The following is a 17931-nucleotide window of genomic DNA, read 5'->3' as shown; positions in this document are numbered from 1 at the left end:
GTGGCGTGGCGTTCCTGCAACCATCGTCATCTTCCCGCGTCAGCGACGCGCTGCGACGCAAGCTTAGCTTGTGGGCATCATGGCCACCCGCTAATGATCTGCCTCGACGGGGCAGGGGATTTCATCGTGACGCCGGGGGAACAGCAGCAATATAGGTTGGGTGTGGCTTATGTCGCGCTCTCGGCGCTTGCCTGGTCGACATCGGGCCTTTTCGTGCGGGCGATTCATGCCGATCTCATGACCATTCTGTTCTGCCGCGGCATCGTCTCCGGCCTCGGCGTTTTCGCGCTGTTCTTCTATATCGAGCGCCGCAACGCCTTTCGTATCCTGCGCTCCATGGGTGGTCCTTCACTGGCGGCGACGATCTTTTCCACCGCGTCGATGATCAGCGGCATCGGCTCGATCTATTATACGTCGGTCGCCGATGCCATGGTCATCTATGCGACCGTGCCCTTTGTCACCGCGGGCGTTGCTTTTCTCTTCATCCGCGAACGCCCCAACATGAGGACGCTGATTGCCAGTGGCGTTGCCTTCATCGGCGTGCTCGTCATGCTTTCCGGCCATGCAAGTGATGGCGGCAGCTGGCTCGGCAAGGGGCTTGCCGCCGTCATGACGCTGACCGTCGCCTGTCTTGCCGTCGTCATGCGCCAGCATCGCAATGTGCCGATGCTGCCTGCCATGGCGCTTTCCGCCTGGTTGTGTTCCTCCATCACCTTCTGGTTCGCCTCGCCGCTTTCGATCTCCGGACAGGATCTCGGGCTGATCATCGCCTTCGGCATTATTCAGAACGCCATGGGCCTCAGCCTCTATACCTTCGGCTCGCGGCTGGTTCCGGCGTCGGATGCCGCCCTGCTGACAGCGCTCGAAGTGCCGCTGACGCCCCTCTGGGTCTGGATGATCTTTGCCGAGCGCCCTTCGACGGCGACGCTCATCGGCGGGCCGATCGTGCTGGCAGCACTTTTCGGACATATCCTGTTGGAAGTGCGGCGGAATCGAGCGGTGACATCGGCTCAGGCCCACTGACCGACTTGCCCCTTCCATCACAAAATGCTGATATCGGCACGGTCATCAGGAGTCGGAATCGATGAAAAAGGTCTTCAATCCCGCATCTGTCCGCCGCCCTTTCGGCAATTACAATCACGGCCTGCTGGTGCCGCCGGGCGCGAGCCTGCTGGTCACCTCCGGCCAGCTCGGCATCGGTATCGACGATCGCATTCCGCCTGATGTTACCGGCCAGGCCGAGCTGTGTTTCAAGGCGATCGGCGCGATTTTGGAGGAGGCCGGCATGGGCTTTGCCGACGTCATCCGTATCGGCGGTTTCGTGACAACGCGCGAGGATTTCCCTGCCTACATGGCCGTGCGCGATCGCTATGTTCAGAATCCCGCACCGGTCTCCACGCTGCTGATCGTCGGCGGGTTTACGCGGTCTGAGTTTCTGGTCGAGGTCGAAGTCACGGCGACGAAGGTGATGTGATGACAACCAGTCATCCCGAGCGTCCGGCCGATCCGTCAATCCCCCGGATTCTGGGACTTTACGAGACGCATCTGACGGTTGCCAATCTCCAACGCTCCTTGAGCTTCTATCGCGATGTCCTGAAGCTCGAAGTCGGGACGGTCATCGAGAGTAGGAATGTTGCTTTTCTCTGGATCGACGATAAACGAATGGGCATGCTCGGCCTCTGGGAAACGGGCAGTTCTCCTCTCAAGATGCGCCTCCATATTGCCTTCAGAACCTCTCTCGCCGATGTAATCGGCTCCGCCGCAGCATTGAAGGCTCATGGCGTCCAGCCTAAGGGTTTCAATGGCGAGCCCCTCGATGAGCCGGTCGTTGTCGGTTGGATGCCGGCCGTCTCGCAATATTTTTCGGATCCCGACGGGCATTCGATCGAATTCATCCATGTGCTTGAAGAGGCGGCCGATCCGGATTTCGGTGTGAAGCCCTATTCGCAGTGGCTATCGCGGCCAAAGCCGGCGACTTGATCGGCACCGGCCGGACCTCCCTTTCAACCGGCTTTTCGTCGGCTTGCTTATGGTTTAAGCGAAGCTATACCTCCGACACGGCCAGTTCCAGGGCGCGCGGAAGCATGGAAGACCAACATGACGCAGAACATCTACGACGATCCGGGTTTCTTCGAAGGCTATAGCCGCCTGCAGCGATCTATCGACGGGCTGGCGGGTGCGGCCGAATGGCCGGCCATCCGTGCCTTGATGCCTGACCTGAAGGGGCTCGATGTCGTGGATCTCGGCTGCGGTTATGGCTGGTTCTGCCGTTGGGCGGCCGAGCAGGGGGCGGCTAGCGTACTGGGGCTCGATGTCTCGGAAAAAATGCTGGGACGCGCGCGAACGGAAACGGCGGATGCTCGGGTTCGCTACGATCGGGCCGACCTCGAGAAACTTCAGCTTCCGAAAGCGAATTTCGATCTCGTCTACAGCTCGCTCGCCTTCCATTATATCGAAAGCTTTGCCGGATTGCTGACAACGATCCGTCAGGCGCTGAAGCCAGGCGGTCGCCTGATCTTTTCCGTCGAGCATCCGATCTATATGGCGCCCCGGCGGCCGGAATGGCTTGATGATGCCGACGGCGGCAAGATCTGGCCGCTCAGCGCCTACCAGATCGAAGGGCCGCGGGTGACGAACTGGCTGGCTGAGGGCGTCATCAAGCAGCATCGCACGATGGGCACGACGCTCAACCTCTTGATCAAGTCCGGTTTCACCATCGCCCATGTCGAAGAATGGTCGCCGAGTGATGACGACCTCGCCGCGCATCCCGATTGGGCAATCGAGCGCGAGCGGCCGATGTTTCTCCTGATCTCCACCCGGACCTGAGGCATGCTTCGGCATGGCGCGGCCGCTTCGAATCCGGCAATTGGTCTATTTTTCTTTTTGTTGATAGATTTTATAGAAAATTAATTGCTCGCGAAGGGTTGGTTCCGCAAAATGTCGTTTCTTGAGGCGCATCCTTCCCATCGATAATGTGAGGCTATCGGCGCGCGTTAAGGAAGAGTGCGATGAACATGAAAACGTCCGTGGCAATCGAGAAGGCGGTGCCTGTCGCCGATCCCGACATCGCGCGCACAGAGTTTCGCAATGCCATGGCGCGAATGGCAGCAGCCGTGAACATCGTCACGACCAACGGCCCGGCCGGGCTTGCCGGCTTTGCCGCGACCGCCGTCTGCAGCGTCACGGACAGCCCGCCGACCCTGCTTGTCTGCCTCAATCGTGGCGCTTCCGTTCATCCCGCCGTTACGCAAAACGGCGTGCTTTGCGTCAATGTCCTGTCCGAGGCGCATCAGGATCTGTCGCGGCTCTTCGGCGGCAAGACCCCGGTTGCCGAGCGCTTTGCTGCGGCCGCATGGTCGGAACTCTCGACCGGCGCTCCGGTGCTGGAAGATGCTCTCGTCTCGTTCGATTGTCGCATCGTCCGTCAGGCCGATGGCGGCACGCATGATATTCTGCTCTGCGAAGTCGATGCTATTCGTCAACGTGACGAGGGACAGGGGCTTATCTATTTCGACCGGGCCTATCATCCTGCGGGTCAGGCTGAATAGGCTAGTTGTCCAAGCCTTTCCCGAAATTATCCACGCTGACAAGGTCTTCGTCGCCTTGCAGCGAACAGGACTATTCACGCTAGAAAGTCTTCGATCGCCTTTAAGACCAGAGCAGGATGCTCTCGGTGTGGCACATGCCCGGTATCCGGCATGATATAGACCGGACCACGCCCGGCCGCGATGCGACGCGGATGGGCTTCGGAGCCATATTCGTCGCGGTCTCCATGAATGGCAAGCACCGGACAATGAAGTTTTTTAAGCGCCGGATCGAGGCTCCAGCCGGCGCGTTCGGAAGCGAGCCAGGTGTCGATCCAGGCGTGCAGCACCCACTCGGCCTTGCTGCCGTGATATTTGGCAAGCCTGGCGAAGGTTTCGGCCGATTTGAATTCCTGCTGCGCGATCCGGATGCCCTGAAGGGTCTTTTCCTCCACGAAAGCCTGGGCGGCGATGGTGATCACGGCGTGGCAGCCTTCGCCAAATCTTGCCCCCGCCTCCACCGCCATGCCGCCCCCGACGCTGTGCCCGCAGGCGACGAAGTCTCGAACGGACAATTGCTCGCAAAGAAGCGGTACGAAACGCTCGGCTTCCGATGTGATGAAATCCTGCGTCAGAAGATCGTCGCGGGCATCGGATCGGCCAAAGCCCAGCCGATCATAGGCCATGACCCGACGGCCAAGGGAACGGGCGAGTTGTTCCGGGAAATCCCGCCAAAGCGTGATGCATCCAAGGGAATCGTGAAACAGGATGATCGGTTGCTGCGATCTCAGGACGGCTGGCGTCCATGATTTCGCATAGAGGCGCCCGCCGGAGCTCTCGATCCAATATTCCGTTTCCGCGATCTCTGCCATTTTATCAGTAATTTTCCTGATACCACTCGACGAAGCGCTTTACGCCTTCATCGACTTCGATCTGCGGCTTGAAGCCCGTCAGCGCTACCAAGAGGTCCGGCACGGCATAGGTGTTGTGGACGTCTCCCGGCTGCATCGGCAGCATCTTGCGGATCGCCTTCTTGCCGAGCATCGTCTCGATCGTCTCAACGAAGGTCATCAACCCGACGGGCTGGCCGCCGCCGATATTGACGACGCGGAAGGGAGCGTTTTTAGACAGGGTGTCGATAACCGTATCTGACACGATCCGGTTTTCCTCCGACGGCACGACGCCGATGAGGCGCACGATGCCTTCGACGAGGTCATCGATATAGGTGAAATCGCGGCTCATCTTGCCTTCGCCGTAGATCTCGATCGGCCTGTCGTTCTTGATGGCATCGACGAATTTGAACAGTGCCATGTCCGGCCGGCCCCAGGGGCCATAGACAGTGAAGAAGCGGAAAGCGGTCGTGGGCACGTTGAAGAGATGGGCGTAGCTGTGCGCCATCAACTCCATGCTCTTCTTGGTCGCCGCATAGATCGTCATCTGCTCGTCGGCCTTGTCGCTTTCGGCAAAGGGGATCTTCTCGTTGGCGCCGTAGACGGAAGAGGTCGATGCCAGGAGCAGGTGCTTCGGCTGCAGGTTTCTTGCCAATTCCAGGATGTTGAACGAGCCGACAAGATTGGAATCGACGTAGGACCGCGGATTTTCGAGGCTGTAGCGGACGCCGGCTTGTGCGGCGAGATGGACGATCACATCAGGCTCGGCGAGTTCGGCTGCATGATCCAGCGCCGCCTTGTCTTCCAGCATGCCTGTGACGGCCTTGAAGCCATTGGAGCGGGCTAGGATGGCGGTGCGCTTCTCCTTGAGCCTGACGTCGTAATAGGGCGTCATCCCATCGAAGCCGACCACAAAATGGCCCTCGTCGAGCAGGCGCTTGGCAAGGTGGAATCCGATGAAGCCGGCAGTGCCGGTGATGAGATAACGCATGGATCGGCCTTTGCTTAAAGCATTTACAGGAAAAGTGCGCAGCGTTTTTCCGTTCGGAACGCGTAAACGCTCTAAAATGCGGCGTCGCTCGAGGGTCTGCCGACACTTGTATAGGCAAAGCCGTGCTTTGTGACCTCGTCATGGCGATAGATGTTTCTTAGGTCGACGAGGACTGGCGCCTTCATGAGGGACTTCAGCCGGGCAAAGTCCAGCGCGCGGAACTGGTTCCATTCCGTCACGATGACGAGCGCATCGGCATCGCGGGCAGCGCCATAGGCATCCTCGGCATAGGCAATGTTGTCGATCACCAGCCGGGCATTCTCCATGCCTTCGGGATCGTAGCCCGTCACGGTGGCGCCGGCATCCTGCAGCGTCTGGATGATCGAGATCGCCGGGCTGTCGCGCATGTCGTCGGTGTTGGGCTTGAAGGTCAGGCCGAGGACCGCGATCGCCTTGCCCCTGATATCGCCGCCCATGGCCGCGATCACCTTGCGGCCCATGGCGCGCTTGCGGTTGTCGTTGATCGACACGGTGGTTTCGATCAGGCGCACGGGGCTGTCGTAATCCTGCGCCGTCTTGGCGAGCGCCAGCGTATCCTTCGGGAAGCACGAGCCGCCGTAGCCAGGCCCGGCATGCAGGAACTTCGAGCCGATGCGGCCGTCGAGACCGATGCCGCGCGAGACTTCCTGCACATTGGCGCCGACCTTTTCACAGAGATCGGCCATCTCGTTGATGAAGGTGATCTTCATGGCGAGGAAGGCATTGGCGGCGTATTTGATCAGCTCGGACGTGCGGCGGGAGGTGAAGAGCAGCGGCGCCTGGTTGAGATAGAGCGGGCGGTAGACTTCGGTCATCACGCCGCGGGCGCGTTCGTCGTTGAGGCCGATGACGATGCGGTCGGGACGCTTGAAGTCCTCGATGGCGGCACCTTCTCGCAGGAATTCCGGATTGGAGACAACGGCGACATCGGCATCAGGATTGGTTTCGCGCACGATGCGCTCCACCTCGTCACCGGTGCCGACAGGCACGGTCGACTTGGTGACGATGACGGTGAAGTCGTTGACGTGCTCGGCAATTTCGCGAGCAGCGGCATAGACGTAGGAGAGGTCGGCATGGCCATCGCCGCGCCGGGAAGGGGTGCCGACCGCGATGAAGACGACGTCGCTCGCAGCAACGCTCGCCTCCACTTCTGTCGTGAAGGAGAGGCGGCCGGCGCGGACATTGTCTCCCACGAGCTGCTCTAGGCCCGGCTCGAAGATCGGTATTTCGCCGCGCCGCAGCGCTTCGATCTTGCTCGTGTCCTTGTCGACGCAAATGACATCATGGCCGAAATCGGCAAAGCAAACACCCGACACAAGCCCCACATAACCCGAGCCGATCATCGTGATGCGCATGAAATTTCAATCCTTTTGCTGGCGCCGGGCTTCGCGTCGAAACGCAAAGTCGGCATGGGCGATCGTCTGCGCTTATACACAGGATCGCCGGTGACGCCTATATGCGATGCCGGCTTTAGGGGAATTGCGACAGAAGTGTCACAGAGTCTTGGTTGATTTCCTGCCGTTCTATTCGCGTGATCGCCTTGTTTTCCAAGTGAAACGAAGCCTTTGCACTTTAAGCTTATCATCGCCATTGCTTGTGATTGGCAGCATGTTGTCACATGATGAGTTTGGGCGCGGTCGTTCCGCAGGGGCGGCGGTGTAGTGGGCGGTTTGGGACTATTGCATGAAATCGACTTTTGCCGTGCGGACAATGCGGGCTGGCGAGCTGGAGCTTGCTTTGGAATGGGCTCGGCAAGAAGGGTGGAATCCCGGTATTGACGATGCGCTCGCCTTCTGGGAGGCAGACCCGGCCGGTTTTCTGATCGGCGCCATCGGCGAGGTGCCTGTCGGCTGTATATCTGTCGTTCGTTATGGCGAGGCCTTCGCTTTTCTTGGTCTTTACATACTGCATCCGGAGTTGCGTGGGCGCGGATACGGCAAGCAGCTATGGAACAAGGGCATGATGCTTGCCGGCAATCGCATTGTCGGACTGGATGGCGTCGTCGCGCAGCAGGAAAACTACCGGCGGCACGGTTTCGAGACGGCCTATCGGACGCTGCGGTATGGCGGCATCCCCAAAGTGCCTGAGGTGGATGAACAGCAGGCAAAGCAGGTGGTGCCGGTTGTGGGCGGCAAGCTCGACGGGCTGGTGCACTATGATGCGGAAATCTTCCCTGGCCTGCGTCACTCCTTCATCCGGGCCTGGTGCGGTGCGCCCGAACGGCGCGCATCCTTCATCGTCGGCGGCGGCAGCAGGGTTCGCGGCTATGGCACGATCCGCCGCTGTTTCGAGGGCTACAAGATCGGTCCGCTCTTCGCCAACAAGCCGGAAGTCGCGCTTGCGTTGATGAGCAAGCTGCTTGCCAAGACCAAGGGAGAACCCGTCTATCTGGATGTGCCTGTTGATAATGTCCAGGCGATCAGGCTTGCGGAAGATTGCGGTCTGTCTCCGGTGTTCGAGACGGCGCGCATGTATCGTGGCAAGGCGCCGGAAAGCCGGCTCGATCGCGTGTTCGGCGTCACCACGCTCGAACTCGGCTAGGGCTGGCTCATGCCGCCACTGGTAGCAGACCGCAACATTAACGTTAACAAACGAATAACGATCCCGTCGGAGGTTTAATCAGCCTTAACGGGCTGCTTCTTCGACTCTGCCGCTATATAAATTCTACGGGGGCGCCAAGGGGAAGTTGAACAATGATTGTTCATTTTCTGTTGGAGTCGGCTATGCATGTCATGGAAAGTATTAACCGGCAGACCTGGCGTAATCCCTGGGCCTTGCGCGACTATCGCCGCAGCAGCGGCTATCTCAACGAAGGCGAGCGTGCCGCCTTTGCTATCGCTGCCCCGCAGAGGGGCAGGGGGCGCATTCTCGATATCGGTGTCGGCGGGGGCCGCACCGCGCAGCTCCTGCGAGATTTCGCAAGCGACTACATAGGCATCGATTACACGCCGGAGATGGTCGCGCTCTGCCGAAAGAAGCATCCAGATCTTCGGTTCGAACATAGGGATGCACGCGATCTTTCGGCGTTCCAAGATGCCAGTTTCGATATGGTCGTCTTCAGCTATAACGGCATCGATTCCGTCGATGCGGCAGGGAGGTTGGTCATCCTGAACGAGGTGGCGCGCGTTCTTGTTTCTGGCGGTGCTTTCGTCTTTTCGACCTTCCATCGTGGCTGGGCTGGCTTCGATCACCGCGTCGACTATCGCCGGCTGGAATGGACGTCCAATCCGGTGCGGCTCGGGCTGCGAACCCTGCGCTATGTCGAAGGCCGCATTTCCGGCACGCTGCGCCAGCGTCGGCTCAGGCCGCTCGAGGAGCGTGATGGCGAACATGCGATCCTGCTGCATGGCGCCCATGATTTCGGCGTCATGGTCTATGCGACGACGCCGGCGCAGGCGCGCTCACAGCTTGCCGACGCGGGCTTTGCCATGCCGGTGCTGCTGCTCGATCACGATGGCAAGCCGGTCGGTGCGGTGGCGGCGTCGGAGCACGAATATTTCCATGTCGTCGCCCACAAGCCGGGCCTTTGACAGGCAAGGCCATCGGCCAGATAAGGGTAATCTGGAGGCCCTGTCTGGCCGATAGCCGGGAAAATTCCTGTTGGAGGCGCTGATTCGTCATGCAAAAAGCCGAATCTCCTGAGACAACAGGGTCGCTTTCCCAAAAACAAAGCTTTATAGATGCGCGGGTTTGAGCAAGGTGCGCCGCCGCGCGCAGGAAGCGGGAATGGATAAATGACGAATGTTGTAGTGATCGGCTCGCAATGGGGTGACGAAGGCAAGGGCAAAATTGTCGACTGGCTTTCGGAACGCGCCGATGTGATTGTACGCTTTCAGGGCGGCCATAATGCCGGTCATACGCTTGTCGTCGATGGCGTCAGCTACAAGCTCGCTCTTTTGCCTTCCGGCCTCGTGCGCGGCAAGCTCAGCGTCATCGGCAACGGCGTCGTCGTCGATCCCCATCACTTCGTCGCCGAAGTGGAAAAGTTGCGTGCCCAGGGCATTGCCGTTACGCCTGATGTTCTGCGTATCGCCGAGAACGCTCCGCTGATCCTGTCGCTCCATCGCGATCTGGATGCCATGCGCGAAGACGCTGCTTCCAATAGCGGCACGAAGATCGGCACCACGCGCCGCGGCATCGGCCCGGCCTATGAAGACAAGGTCGGCCGCCGCGCCATTCGCGTCATCGACCTTGCCGAACCGGAAACGCTGCCTGCCAAGATCGACCGGCTGCTGACGCATCACAATGCGCTGCGCCGCGGCATGGGCGTCGACGAAATCTCCTTCGATGCCCTGCACGAGGAGCTGAGCTCTGTTGCGGAGCATATCCTTCCCTATATCGACCAGGTCTGGCGTTTGCTCGACGAGCAGCGCAAGGCCGGCGCCCGCATCCTCTTCGAAGGTGCGCAAGGGGCGCTGCTGGACAACGACCACGGCACCTATCCGTTCGTGACCTCGTCCAACACGGTTGCTGGCCAGGCGGCTGCCGGTTCTGGCCTCGGCCCGACGGCGCTCGGCTATGTGCTTGGTATCACCAAGGCCTATACGACCCGCGTCGGCGAGGGACCGTTCCCCTGCGAACTGCATGACGAGATCGGCAAGCACCTGTCGACGGTCGGCCGCGAAGTGGGCGTCAATACCGGCCGTCCGCGCCGTTGCGGCTGGTTCGATGCCGTACTGGTGCGCCAGACCGTGAAGACTTCTGGTATTACCGGTATCGCGCTTACCAAGCTCGACGTGCTCGACGGCCTGGACGAACTGAAGATCTGCGTCGGCTACAAGCTCGACGGCAAGGAAATCGATTATCTGCCGGCAAGTCAGGCAGCGCAGGCCCGCGTCGAGCCGGTCTACATCACGCTCGAGGGCTGGAAGGAATCGACCGTCGGCGCTCGTAAGTGGGCCGATCTGCCGGCGCAGGCGATCAAATATGTGCGTCAGGTGGAAGAGCTGATCGGTGCGCCGGTGGCGCTGCTTTCGACCAGCCCGGAGCGCGAGGACACCATACTTGTGACTGACCCCTTTGAGGGCTAAAGTTGCGTATCTATGACGAATCCCGGCCCGGCTGCACACCGGGTATCATGAGAAAGTACTGATGGCGGATTTTGTAGCAGTTATTCGACGGGCCGTTGACGGCCTGACGGACAATACTCCCGAGATGCGGGTCAAGGTTTACGATCGAGCTCGTGGTGCCGTGCAACGGCAGCTTGAGAGCATGAAGCCGCGCCCGCCCGAGGAAATGCTGCGCCGCCAGCTCGACAAGCTTGAGGCCGCGATCGTGGAGGTCGAGGCCGAACATGCCGAGGCCCTGCCGGGCGGCGAGGAGCCATCGGTTACCGAAGCGCCCGTGCCGCACGAAGAGGTCGCCGCCGAGGCCGTTCAGGACCATCATGCGGCCGAGGAAGTGCACGCGGAAGAGCCTGCATCGGCTCCCGCCGAGGCACACGCTCCTGAAGAACCTGGTGTCGAGCAAGCCGAGCACGAGCAACATGCCTATGAGGAGCCGGCCGCACCTGCCGAGCCGGAACACACGCATGAGCATCAGCCGGCAGAGGAATGGCGGGAACCGCATCACGAAGAGGAGCCCTATGCTCCGGCCGCCGAACATGCCGGCGTCGAAGACCATGCCGAAGTTCACGAGGAGCCGGCTCCTGAGCCGGTTTATCACGAAGAGCCGAAGGGCCATGGGAACGAGCCCCAGCATTATGCGGAAGAGGCACCGGCAGTCGCTGCCGAGCCTGCCCCCGCGCCGCGTGTGCCACCCCCGGCTGACGATGTCATAAGCCAGGTTGAGCAGATCTGGGCGGAGGTGGATGCACCGGCTTCCCATGCTGCATCCGAGCCGGCGGCCTCCCACCACAACGAGCCGGTCATGCCGGCCGCGGCTTTTGCGGAAGCACCCTTCGGCCAGCCCGTCGAGGGGCCCGTCAACGCGAAGGCGGCAGCCACCAACACCGGCTTTGCCTGGGATGCAGATGTCTTCGAGGAAATGCAGCCCGCATCGGCAGCTTCCAAGCCCGCGCAGCAGCCAGCTCGGCAAATGCCCGAGAACGCCTTTGACGATGTCGATCTCTTTGCGGATGTGCATCCGTCCAAGAAGACGGCACCCGAAGCCGATGCCGACAACGACGGCTGGCGTGAGCTCAAGGAGCTTGCGGGTTTCGATAAGCGCGCTGACGACGAACGTGGCGGCGGCTCTGCTGTTCCGCCCGATCTCGATCAGGCGATGGCGGCGAAGCTGCAGGGCCGCAGCTTCCGCATGGAGCCGAAGCGTCGCCGGATCAATGTCACCGGTATTATCGTCACGCTCGTCGGTCTTGCGGTCGTTGGAGGCGGTGGCTACGCAGCCTGGCTGAACCGCGATGCGCTTAATAACATGGTGACGAAGCTCGTCAGCTCCGCACCTAAGAATGCGACGGCGCCCTCGACGTCGGATACGGCAAGCAGCAAGGCACCGAGCAACAGCAATGCTGCAGCTCCTGGCCAGCAGGCGGCTGCGCCGCAGCAGACCAACACGGCCGCTCAGCAGCCGGCAGGCGCCGGCAACACGGATGTTGCGGCTTTGGGTAGCGACCCGAATACTGTCAATACGAAGTTCACCCAGCGTCTTCTGGCCAACGGTACGGAAGAGGACGAAGGGCCGGCTCCGAACGGGCAGCCCGGCATTGTGGAAGGCAAGTCCGTAGCCGAGCAGAATGTTGCCTCTGCTGCACCCGCCGCCACGGCAACGCCGCCTGCCGGCAGCAATGCCGGTACGGCTGCTCCGCAAACCCAGGCGCCCGCAACCGCCGCACCGAATACGCCATCTGCCTCGACGAACCAGCAGGCGCCTGCCGCCAATCAGCAGCAACAGGCCGCCAACCAGCCGCCGCCCGTGACGCAGCAGACGGCTCCGGCAACCGACGGACAGAAGGTTTTCCTCTATGAGGAGCGCCTCGGTCAGACATCGCCCACGGCTTTCCAGGGCACGGTCAGCTGGTCGCTGCAGGAAGGCAAGGGGCCTGACGGCCGGCCGGAGCCTTCGGTGCAGGGCCTCATCACGGTTCCAGATCGCGGCCTGACCGCAACGATCACCGTTTCGCGGAATTCGGATTCCTCGCTGCCGGCCAGCCATCTGATCGAGCTCGCCTTCCAGGTGCCGCCGAATTTCGAGGGAGGCGCGATCGATAACGTCCAGCGCGTCGCGCTGAAGGCGACCGAGCAGGATCGCGGCGATGCGTTGATCGCGGTTCCGGCTAAGGTTACCGACGATGTCTATATGGTCGCGCTTAACGATTTCCCGGATGCGCGCAAGACCAATCTCGATCTTTTGAAGAGCCGCAACTGGATTGATATCCCGGTGGTCTATCGCAACGGTCGCCGGGCGCTGTTGACCATGGAAAAAGGCCCGACTGGAACGGATGCCTTCAACAAGGCGATTTCGGAGTGGCAGGCGCTTGGCGGGGTTGCTTCGAGCGGCCAGTAGGTCGTCTTAAATCGATCATATGGAAAAGGCGGGCTTTTGGCCCGCCTTTCTTTTTAGACTTCAAATGTGCAGAACAGAGATCGTTACGCCGTCGCTTCGACGACGCGCAGCGCCTTGGCGCGTTCCAGCGCGTCCTTCTGGACGGCTTCCTGTACCTTTTCGAAGGCGCGGACCTCGATCTGGCGGACGCGTTCGCGGCTGATGTCGAACTCGGACGACAGGTCCTCCAGCGTTACCGGTTCCTCGGCGAGGCGGCGTGCCTCGAAGATCCGGCGTTCACGATCGTTCAGCACGCCCATGGCGCGCGCCAGCATACGGCGGCGGGTGTCGAGCTCGTCCTGTTCGATCAACACGTCTTCCTGGCTGTCGTGGTCATCGACGAGCCAGTCTTGCCACTGGCCTGAATCGCCTTCGGAAGCCTTGATCGGCGCGTTCAGCGAAGCGTCGCCGGAGAGGCGGCGGTTCATCGAAACGACCTCTTCCTCCGAGACGTTCAGCTTGGTGGCGATCTCGGTAACGTGTTCCGGCTTCAGATCGCCATCGTCTATGGCCTGGATGCGGCCCTTCAGACGGCGCAGGTTGAAGAACAGGCGCTTCTGGTTGGCCGTCGTGCCCATCTTCACCAGCGACCACGAGCGCAGGATATATTCCTGGATCGAGGCCTTGATCCACCACATGGCGTATGTTGCTAAACGGAACCCGCGTTCCGGATCGAACTTCTTGACGGCCTGCATCAGGCCGACATTGCCTTCCGATACGACTTCGCCGATCGGCAGGCCATAGCCGCGATAGCCCATAGCAATCTTCGCCACGAGGCGCAGATGGCTGGTAACGAGCTTATGCGCAGCCTGACGGTCGGCATGTTCCGCATAGCGCTTGGCGAGCATGTACTCTTCCTGCGGCTCCAGCATGGGGAACTTGCGGATCTCGTCGAGATAACGATTGAGGCCGGCTTCTCCGGCAGCAATGGACGGTAAGGTATTACGGGCCATGATCTTGCACCCTCCTATTCGAGATTTGGTTCCTTCTGGGGGCGTATTTTGAGCGCCTTCTGCGAAGCGGACCAAGGCGTACGGGTCCTGGGACCCCGCACTTAACCAATGTAAAGATAAGTACGGCGAAACGGTGATTCAAGGATGCGGTCACGCAAGTGTTATCTCGGCGTGACCGCAGGTCTCGCCGGAACATCGCCCTTGGGATTATCCTCCCGAACAATCCAGCGCCATGCGGCATAACCACGTCGACCTCCCAAACGCAGTCGCGTTTTCGGTCAGCACAGGCGCTCGGACATCGGTCCTTCATACACGATATTATAGGGCGGAAGGGGACGGCCGTCCAGTCATTGTGATGTTCGGCGCCTATCCTCTGAGCGCCGCCGCCAGTTCTTCCATATCCTCAGGCAAAGGTGCCTCGAAATGCATGACTTCGCCGGTACGGGGATGCTCGAATTGCAGCATATAGGCATGCAGTGCCTGGCGCGTGAAGCGATGGACAGCCTGTTTTGCGGCTTCCGGCAGGAGATTGGCCTTGGTCTTGAAGCCACCGCCGTAAACGGCGTCGCCGAGCAGCGGGTGGCCGATATGCGCCATATGCACGCGGATCTGGTGCGTGCGGCCCGTTTCCAGATGGCACTCGATCAGTGAGGCAAGCGCGGTCGCGTCCGGTGTCTCGTGAAAGCGCTCCAGCACCTCGTAATGCGTGATCGCCTCATCGGCATCCTGCGAATCCGCGCGCTTGACGGCGCGGCGCGTGCGGTCGCTGCTCGACCGGCCGAGAGGGGCATCAATGGTGCCGACAAGCTGGCGGGGACGTCCCCAAACGATTGCCTGATAGGCACGCTCGAGCGAAGTCGTGCGGCCGTGATCTGCAAATTGTAAAGAGAGATGCCGATGAGCCACGTCATTCTTGGCGACGACCATGACGCCGGTCGTATCCTTGTCCAGCCTATGAACGATGCCCGGGCGGCGGACGCCGCCAATGCCGGAAAGGCTGTTGCCGCAATGATGGATCAGCGCGTTGACCAATGTCCCGGTCCAATTGCCTGCGCCGGGATGAACAACCAGCCCGGCGGGCTTGGAGATGACGATGACATCGTCGTCCTCGTAGAGTACGTCGAGCGGGATATCTTCGCCCTGCGGTGTCGGATCTTCCGGCTCGGGTAGGGTGATCTCATAGACGTCGCCGGGGCGCACCTTGCGTTTAGCGTCTGTCACCGCAGCGCCCTTGAGCGTAACGGCGCCGTCCTTGATGAGTCCCTGCACGCGGCTGCGGGAAAATTCCTCGCCAATCTCCGCCGTTAGCCATGAATCCAGCCGTCCTTCGGCATTTTCATCGGCGGTTAGGACTTTTCTATTGTCCGCGGCTTCTTTAAAGGGGTCGCTCAAACATATTCTCCGGCGCACAAAGCGCTCTACTGGAAAGCAAGGACGCATCGATGACGAATCTCGAGCCAGACGATCAAGAGGAAAAGCCCCTCGATCCGGCCCTGGAAAAAGTCCGACGCAAGATGATCCGCCTGCAGATCGTCTCTGCGGCCGTCATGGTGGTGAGCCTTATGGCCGTCTTCGGCGCCGTTGTCTACAAGACGATGAAACCGGCAGCCAAGCCTGCGGGCCAGGCGGCGTCCGGCATCCCGTCCGATGCCCCGGTTGCCGTGACGGCTCTGCTGCCGGCGGGCTTTACGGTGCAGTCCACGGCGCTGTCGGGCAATCAGGTGCTGTTCTACGGCACGCTTGCCGGTGGCCAGCGCCAGGCCATCGTCTTCGACTACGGTATCGGCCGCATCGTGGCGACCATATCGCTATCGAACTAACGGCGTCGCGATGACGGGCGCGCGACTCATCGAGATTACGCATCCCGACGATCCGCGTATCGCCGAATTCCGCAATATCCGCGAACGCGATCTGACGGGTCGAGAGAACCGCTTCATAGCGGAAGGAACCGTCGTGCTGCGGCTTCTCTCCGGCGCGCATGCAGCGGCGGGTGATTTCCTGGCTGAGAAAGTGCTGCTGCTCAAAAACCGTGTAGCTGGCTTGAGCGATATCATCGAGACCTTCCCATCGGACGTCCCGATCTATGTCGCCGAAGCCGAGGTGCTAGACGGCATTGTCGGCTTCCATCTCCATCGCGGTGTTCTGGCACTGGGGCGCAGAACAGCTGAAGACCGGATGAGCGGCCTTCTCGACCGCCTCCCAAAGCAGGCGCTCGTGCTCGTCGGCTGCGGCATTTCCAATCATGACAATATGGGCTCGATGTTCCGCAATGCCGCAGCCTTTGGCGCGGCTGCCGTGCTGCTGGACGAAAGCTGTTGCGATCCGCTCTATCGCAAGGCTTTGCGGGTTTCGGTCGGCTCGATCCTGACCGTGCCCTATCGGCGGCAATCAGGCAGCGTTCAGCTGCTTGCGGGGCTTGCCGAGCGCGGGTTTGCGATCTGGAGCCTGTCGCCGCGAGGCGCGGTCGATATTCGCGATGTTCCGGCTTCGGAGCGCATGGCGCTCGTGGTCGGCACGGAAGGGGATGGCTTGCCCGAAAGCATTCTCTCCGCCTTCGGCAGCGTACGGATTCCGCAGGCGCCGGGATTGGATAGCCTCAATGTCGCAACGGCGAGCGGCATCGCCCTTTTCGAGATGGCCGCGAAGAACGGGCGCATCTGAGCAGGTTGCTCCCTAGAGCTTAAGGGTGTTTCGGCAGTATCGCCGCAACGCGGTCGGCGAGGCTGATGCGCGCGCCGGCGGGCTCGCGATCCTTCGGCAGGAGATCAAAGATCGGTGAGTTATCGCCTTCCTTGAGTGCCGTCAGCGCCACCATGTTGGCGGCAATCTTGGCAATCTCCTCGCGCATGGCATCGTCATGGGCCGGCGTGCGGGCCTTCAGCAGGCGGTCCGATAGGGCCGCCGCCCGGTTGCGAACTTCTTCCGTCATCTGAGCGATTTCGTCTTCCACTGTTCGTTCCGGTTCCACCGCCTGCGGCGGCTCGGTTATTGTGCCTTGCTCATCGACGCTTCCGGCGATTATCGATGCCGCGGCGAGCTTCGGCATTCGTGCCGGTTTTTTCGGCGGCGTCAGGCCGGCGGCACGCAGCGCCTTGCCGGCTTCCTTCGATTCCTTGATGGCTGCCTCCAGCCGCTCCCTCAGGCGGACGACATCCTGGGCGTGGCGTTCGATCGCGGTTTCTTTGTCGGCGCTGCCGGCGATCTCGCGATTGAGGCGTTCCTCAAGCCGCTTGTTCTTATCGTTTTCCTGACGCAGCGATTGTTCGGCATCCGCGGCGCGCAGGCTTGCCGCGTTCAGCTCCTGGCGCAGCGTATCGCGCTCGTCCCGCAATGTGTTGATGCGCAGCTTCAGACTCTCGATCTCGGTTTCGCGCGTTGCAAGGTCGATCCTAAGATTGTCGGCATCGGCGCCCATTTTCGTCATCCGTTTGCGCAAGCTGTCGATATCGGCTTCCTTCTCGGCGCTGGCCTGCTCGGCGGTGTGTATGCTCGATTTCAGCTGGCTGATATAGCTCTCTTCGTGGCGCAGGCGCGAGCGCAATTCGCCTGCTTCCACCTCCAGATCGTCGATGCGCGTCTGCAATTCTGCGCTTCCGGCGGAGAGCCGGCTCGCTTCCTGCTGAAGTTTGCCATTCTGGATCTGCAGCGCGACGGTCTTGTCGCGCTCCTGCGTCAGGGCATGTTCGGTTCGGGCGTTTTCTGCTGCGAAGAGGGCGCGCGCCATATCCTTCTGCGCCCGCACTTCCTGCGGGCTCAAGGGCATGGTCGCCTTGAGACGTTTCTCGGTGAACCAGACGATGCGGCGATGGATTGCCGGCGCGATGAGAAAGACCAGTAGAGCGGCCGTCAGAAAGCCCAATCCAAACAAGAGAGCAAATTGAATCACGACGCAGCCAGTATCCTGGAGTTATGTTCGATATCGATAAAATGATTAATCATGGGTTAGCCATGCGGGCAAGCGTTTAACGCGGATATGGTTTATCGGCAGGGAGCCGGATTTACGGAAAGAAAAGGCCCGCAACTGAAGCGGGCCA

17 protein-coding genes are annotated in these 17931 nt (G+C 60.9%); 11 read left to right on the top strand and 6 right to left on the bottom strand.

Annotated elements, in window-relative coordinates; all coding sequences use genetic code 11:
* Positions 1-126 precede the first annotated feature (126 nt).
* The 5 genes from AC13RM_RS28520 to rutF all read left to right on the top strand — a co-directional run bounded on the left by AC13RM_RS28520 (position 127) and on the right by rutF (position 3548).
* Positions 127-1023 carry a DMT family transporter gene (locus tag AC13RM_RS28520; protein WP_374815571.1) on the top strand — a complete coding sequence of 299 codons (897 nt, stop codon included), beginning with the start codon at positions 127-129 and terminating at the stop codon, positions 1021-1023.
* 61 nt (positions 1024-1084) lie between these two features.
* Entirely contained in the window at positions 1085-1474 is a 390-nt protein-coding gene (locus AC13RM_RS28515; RefSeq protein WP_374815569.1) for a RidA family protein, read from the top strand.
* A complete protein-coding gene (locus AC13RM_RS28510) occupies positions 1474-1980 on the top strand; it encodes a VOC family protein (RefSeq protein ID WP_374815567.1) in 507 nt (168 codons plus the stop codon). The genes AC13RM_RS28515 and AC13RM_RS28510 overlap by 1 nt, the downstream gene beginning before the upstream one ends.
* 117 nt (positions 1981-2097) lie before the next feature.
* Positions 2098-2826 carry a class I SAM-dependent methyltransferase gene (locus AC13RM_RS28505; protein ID WP_374815565.1) on the top strand — a complete coding sequence of 243 codons (729 nt, stop codon included), beginning with the start codon at positions 2098-2100 and terminating at the stop codon, positions 2824-2826.
* A gap of 182 nt (positions 2827-3008) precedes the next feature.
* On the top strand, positions 3009-3548 hold the full coding sequence (gene rutF / locus AC13RM_RS28500; RefSeq protein ID WP_113330267.1) for an NADH-dependent FMN reductase RutF: 540 nt from the start codon (positions 3009-3011) through the stop codon (positions 3546-3548).
* 74 nt (positions 3549-3622) lie between these two features.
* On the opposite strand, the gene AC13RM_RS28495 is transcribed toward rutF, so the two are convergent.
* The 3 genes from AC13RM_RS28495 to AC13RM_RS28485 form a co-directional block, all read right to left on the bottom strand.
* Complete coding sequence (locus AC13RM_RS28495) at positions 3623-4396, bottom strand: alpha/beta fold hydrolase (RefSeq protein ID WP_374815564.1); 774 nt, start codon at positions 4394-4396, stop codon at positions 3623-3625.
* 4 nt (positions 4397-4400) lie between these two features.
* Positions 4401-5405, bottom strand: coding sequence for an NAD-dependent epimerase (locus AC13RM_RS28490; RefSeq protein ID WP_488555953.1), 1005 nt, complete (start codon positions 5403-5405; stop codon positions 4401-4403).
* 71 nt (positions 5406-5476) lie between these two features.
* Positions 5477-6799 (bottom strand): UDP-glucose dehydrogenase family protein, encoded by a 1323-nt coding sequence (locus AC13RM_RS28485; RefSeq protein ID WP_488555952.1) that lies wholly within the window; start codon positions 6797-6799, stop codon positions 5477-5479.
* Between the two features lie 328 nt (positions 6800-7127).
* On the opposite strand from AC13RM_RS28485, the gene AC13RM_RS28480 reads away from it, so the two are divergent.
* The 4 genes from AC13RM_RS28480 (at position 7128) to AC13RM_RS28465 (ending at position 12905) form a co-directional block, all read left to right on the top strand.
* Positions 7128-7985 (top strand): GNAT family N-acetyltransferase, encoded by an 858-nt coding sequence (locus AC13RM_RS28480; protein ID WP_374815558.1) that lies wholly within the window; start codon positions 7128-7130, stop codon positions 7983-7985.
* Positions 7986-8176: 191 nt separating this feature from the next.
* Complete coding sequence (locus tag AC13RM_RS28475; protein WP_488555951.1) at positions 8177-8974, top strand: class I SAM-dependent methyltransferase; 798 nt, start codon at positions 8177-8179, stop codon at positions 8972-8974.
* Positions 8975-9178: 204 nt separating this feature from the next.
* Complete coding sequence (locus AC13RM_RS28470) at positions 9179-10474, top strand: adenylosuccinate synthase (RefSeq protein WP_113229952.1); 1296 nt, start codon at positions 9179-9181, stop codon at positions 10472-10474.
* Between the two features lie 61 nt (positions 10475-10535).
* Entirely contained in the window at positions 10536-12905 is a 2370-nt protein-coding gene (locus tag AC13RM_RS28465; RefSeq protein WP_488555950.1) for a hypothetical protein, read from the top strand.
* A gap of 83 nt (positions 12906-12988) precedes the next feature.
* On the opposite strand, the gene rpoH is transcribed toward AC13RM_RS28465, so the two are convergent.
* Together rpoH and AC13RM_RS28455 are read right to left on the bottom strand one after the other, a co-directional pair.
* Positions 12989-13897, bottom strand: coding sequence for an RNA polymerase sigma factor RpoH (gene rpoH, locus AC13RM_RS28460; protein WP_015340865.1), 909 nt, complete (start codon positions 13895-13897; stop codon positions 12989-12991).
* Between the two features lie 366 nt (positions 13898-14263).
* Positions 14264-15289, bottom strand: a complete 1026-nt coding sequence (locus AC13RM_RS28455; RefSeq protein WP_488555949.1) for an RluA family pseudouridine synthase — start codon at positions 15287-15289, stop codon at positions 14264-14266.
* 50 nt (positions 15290-15339) lie between these two features.
* Here AC13RM_RS28455 and AC13RM_RS28450 point away from each other — a divergent pair, with 50 nt between their 5' ends.
* Both AC13RM_RS28450 and AC13RM_RS28445 read left to right on the top strand, forming a co-directional pair.
* Positions 15340-15717, top strand: coding sequence for a hypothetical protein (locus AC13RM_RS28450; protein WP_106998644.1), 378 nt, complete (start codon positions 15340-15342; stop codon positions 15715-15717).
* A 10-nt stretch (positions 15718-15727) separates the two neighbouring features.
* A complete protein-coding gene (locus tag AC13RM_RS28445) occupies positions 15728-16558 on the top strand; it encodes a TrmH family RNA methyltransferase (RefSeq protein ID WP_488555948.1) in 831 nt (276 codons plus the stop codon).
* A gap of 19 nt (positions 16559-16577) precedes the next feature.
* On the opposite strand, the gene AC13RM_RS28440 is transcribed toward AC13RM_RS28445, so the two are convergent.
* Positions 16578-17783, bottom strand: a complete 1206-nt coding sequence (locus AC13RM_RS28440) for a hypothetical protein (protein ID WP_488555947.1) — start codon at positions 17781-17783, stop codon at positions 16578-16580.
* Positions 17784-17931 lie beyond the last annotated feature (148 nt).

It is taken from the genome of Martinezella sp. CNPSo 3732, from assembly GCF_057784515.1.
Note: the sequence above shows the minus strand (reverse complement) of the source record. Positions and strands in the feature narration are given on the sequence as shown.

What these genes read in the sequence shown, in the direction of transcription:
- AC13RM_RS28515 (WP_374815569.1), top strand. Translation starts at nt 1,085, where the DNA reads ATGAAAAAGGTCTTCAATCCCGCATCTGTCCGCCGCCCTTTCGGCAAT.
- AC13RM_RS28510 (WP_374815567.1), top strand. Translation starts at nt 1,474, where the DNA reads ATGACAACCAGTCATCCCGAGCGTCCGGCCGATCCGTCAATCCCCCGG.
- AC13RM_RS28505 (WP_374815565.1), top strand. Translation starts at nt 2,098, where the DNA reads ATGACGCAGAACATCTACGACGATCCGGGTTTCTTCGAAGGCTATAGC.
- rutF (WP_113330267.1), top strand. Translation starts at nt 3,009, where the DNA reads ATGAACATGAAAACGTCCGTGGCAATCGAGAAGGCGGTGCCTGTCGCC.
- AC13RM_RS28495 (WP_374815564.1), bottom strand. Translation starts at nt 4,396, where the DNA reads ATGGCAGAGATCGCGGAAACGGAATATTGGATCGAGAGCTCCGGCGGG.
- AC13RM_RS28490 (WP_488555953.1), bottom strand. Translation starts at nt 5,405, where the DNA reads ATGCGTTATCTCATCACCGGCACTGCCGGCTTCATCGGATTCCACCTT.
- AC13RM_RS28485 (WP_488555952.1), bottom strand. Translation starts at nt 6,799, where the DNA reads ATGCGCATCACGATGATCGGCTCGGGTTATGTGGGGCTTGTGTCGGGT.
- AC13RM_RS28480 (WP_374815558.1), top strand. Translation starts at nt 7,128, where the DNA reads ATGAAATCGACTTTTGCCGTGCGGACAATGCGGGCTGGCGAGCTGGAG.
- AC13RM_RS28475 (WP_488555951.1), top strand. Translation starts at nt 8,177, where the DNA reads ATGGAAAGTATTAACCGGCAGACCTGGCGTAATCCCTGGGCCTTGCGC.
- AC13RM_RS28470 (WP_113229952.1), top strand. Translation starts at nt 9,179, where the DNA reads ATGACGAATGTTGTAGTGATCGGCTCGCAATGGGGTGACGAAGGCAAG.
- AC13RM_RS28465 (WP_488555950.1), top strand. Translation starts at nt 10,536, where the DNA reads ATGGCGGATTTTGTAGCAGTTATTCGACGGGCCGTTGACGGCCTGACG.
- rpoH (WP_015340865.1), bottom strand. Translation starts at nt 13,897, where the DNA reads ATGGCCCGTAATACCTTACCGTCCATTGCTGCCGGAGAAGCCGGCCTC.
- AC13RM_RS28450 (WP_106998644.1), top strand. Translation starts at nt 15,340, where the DNA reads ATGACGAATCTCGAGCCAGACGATCAAGAGGAAAAGCCCCTCGATCCG.
- AC13RM_RS28445 (WP_488555948.1), top strand. Translation starts at nt 15,728, where the DNA reads ATGACGGGCGCGCGACTCATCGAGATTACGCATCCCGACGATCCGCGT.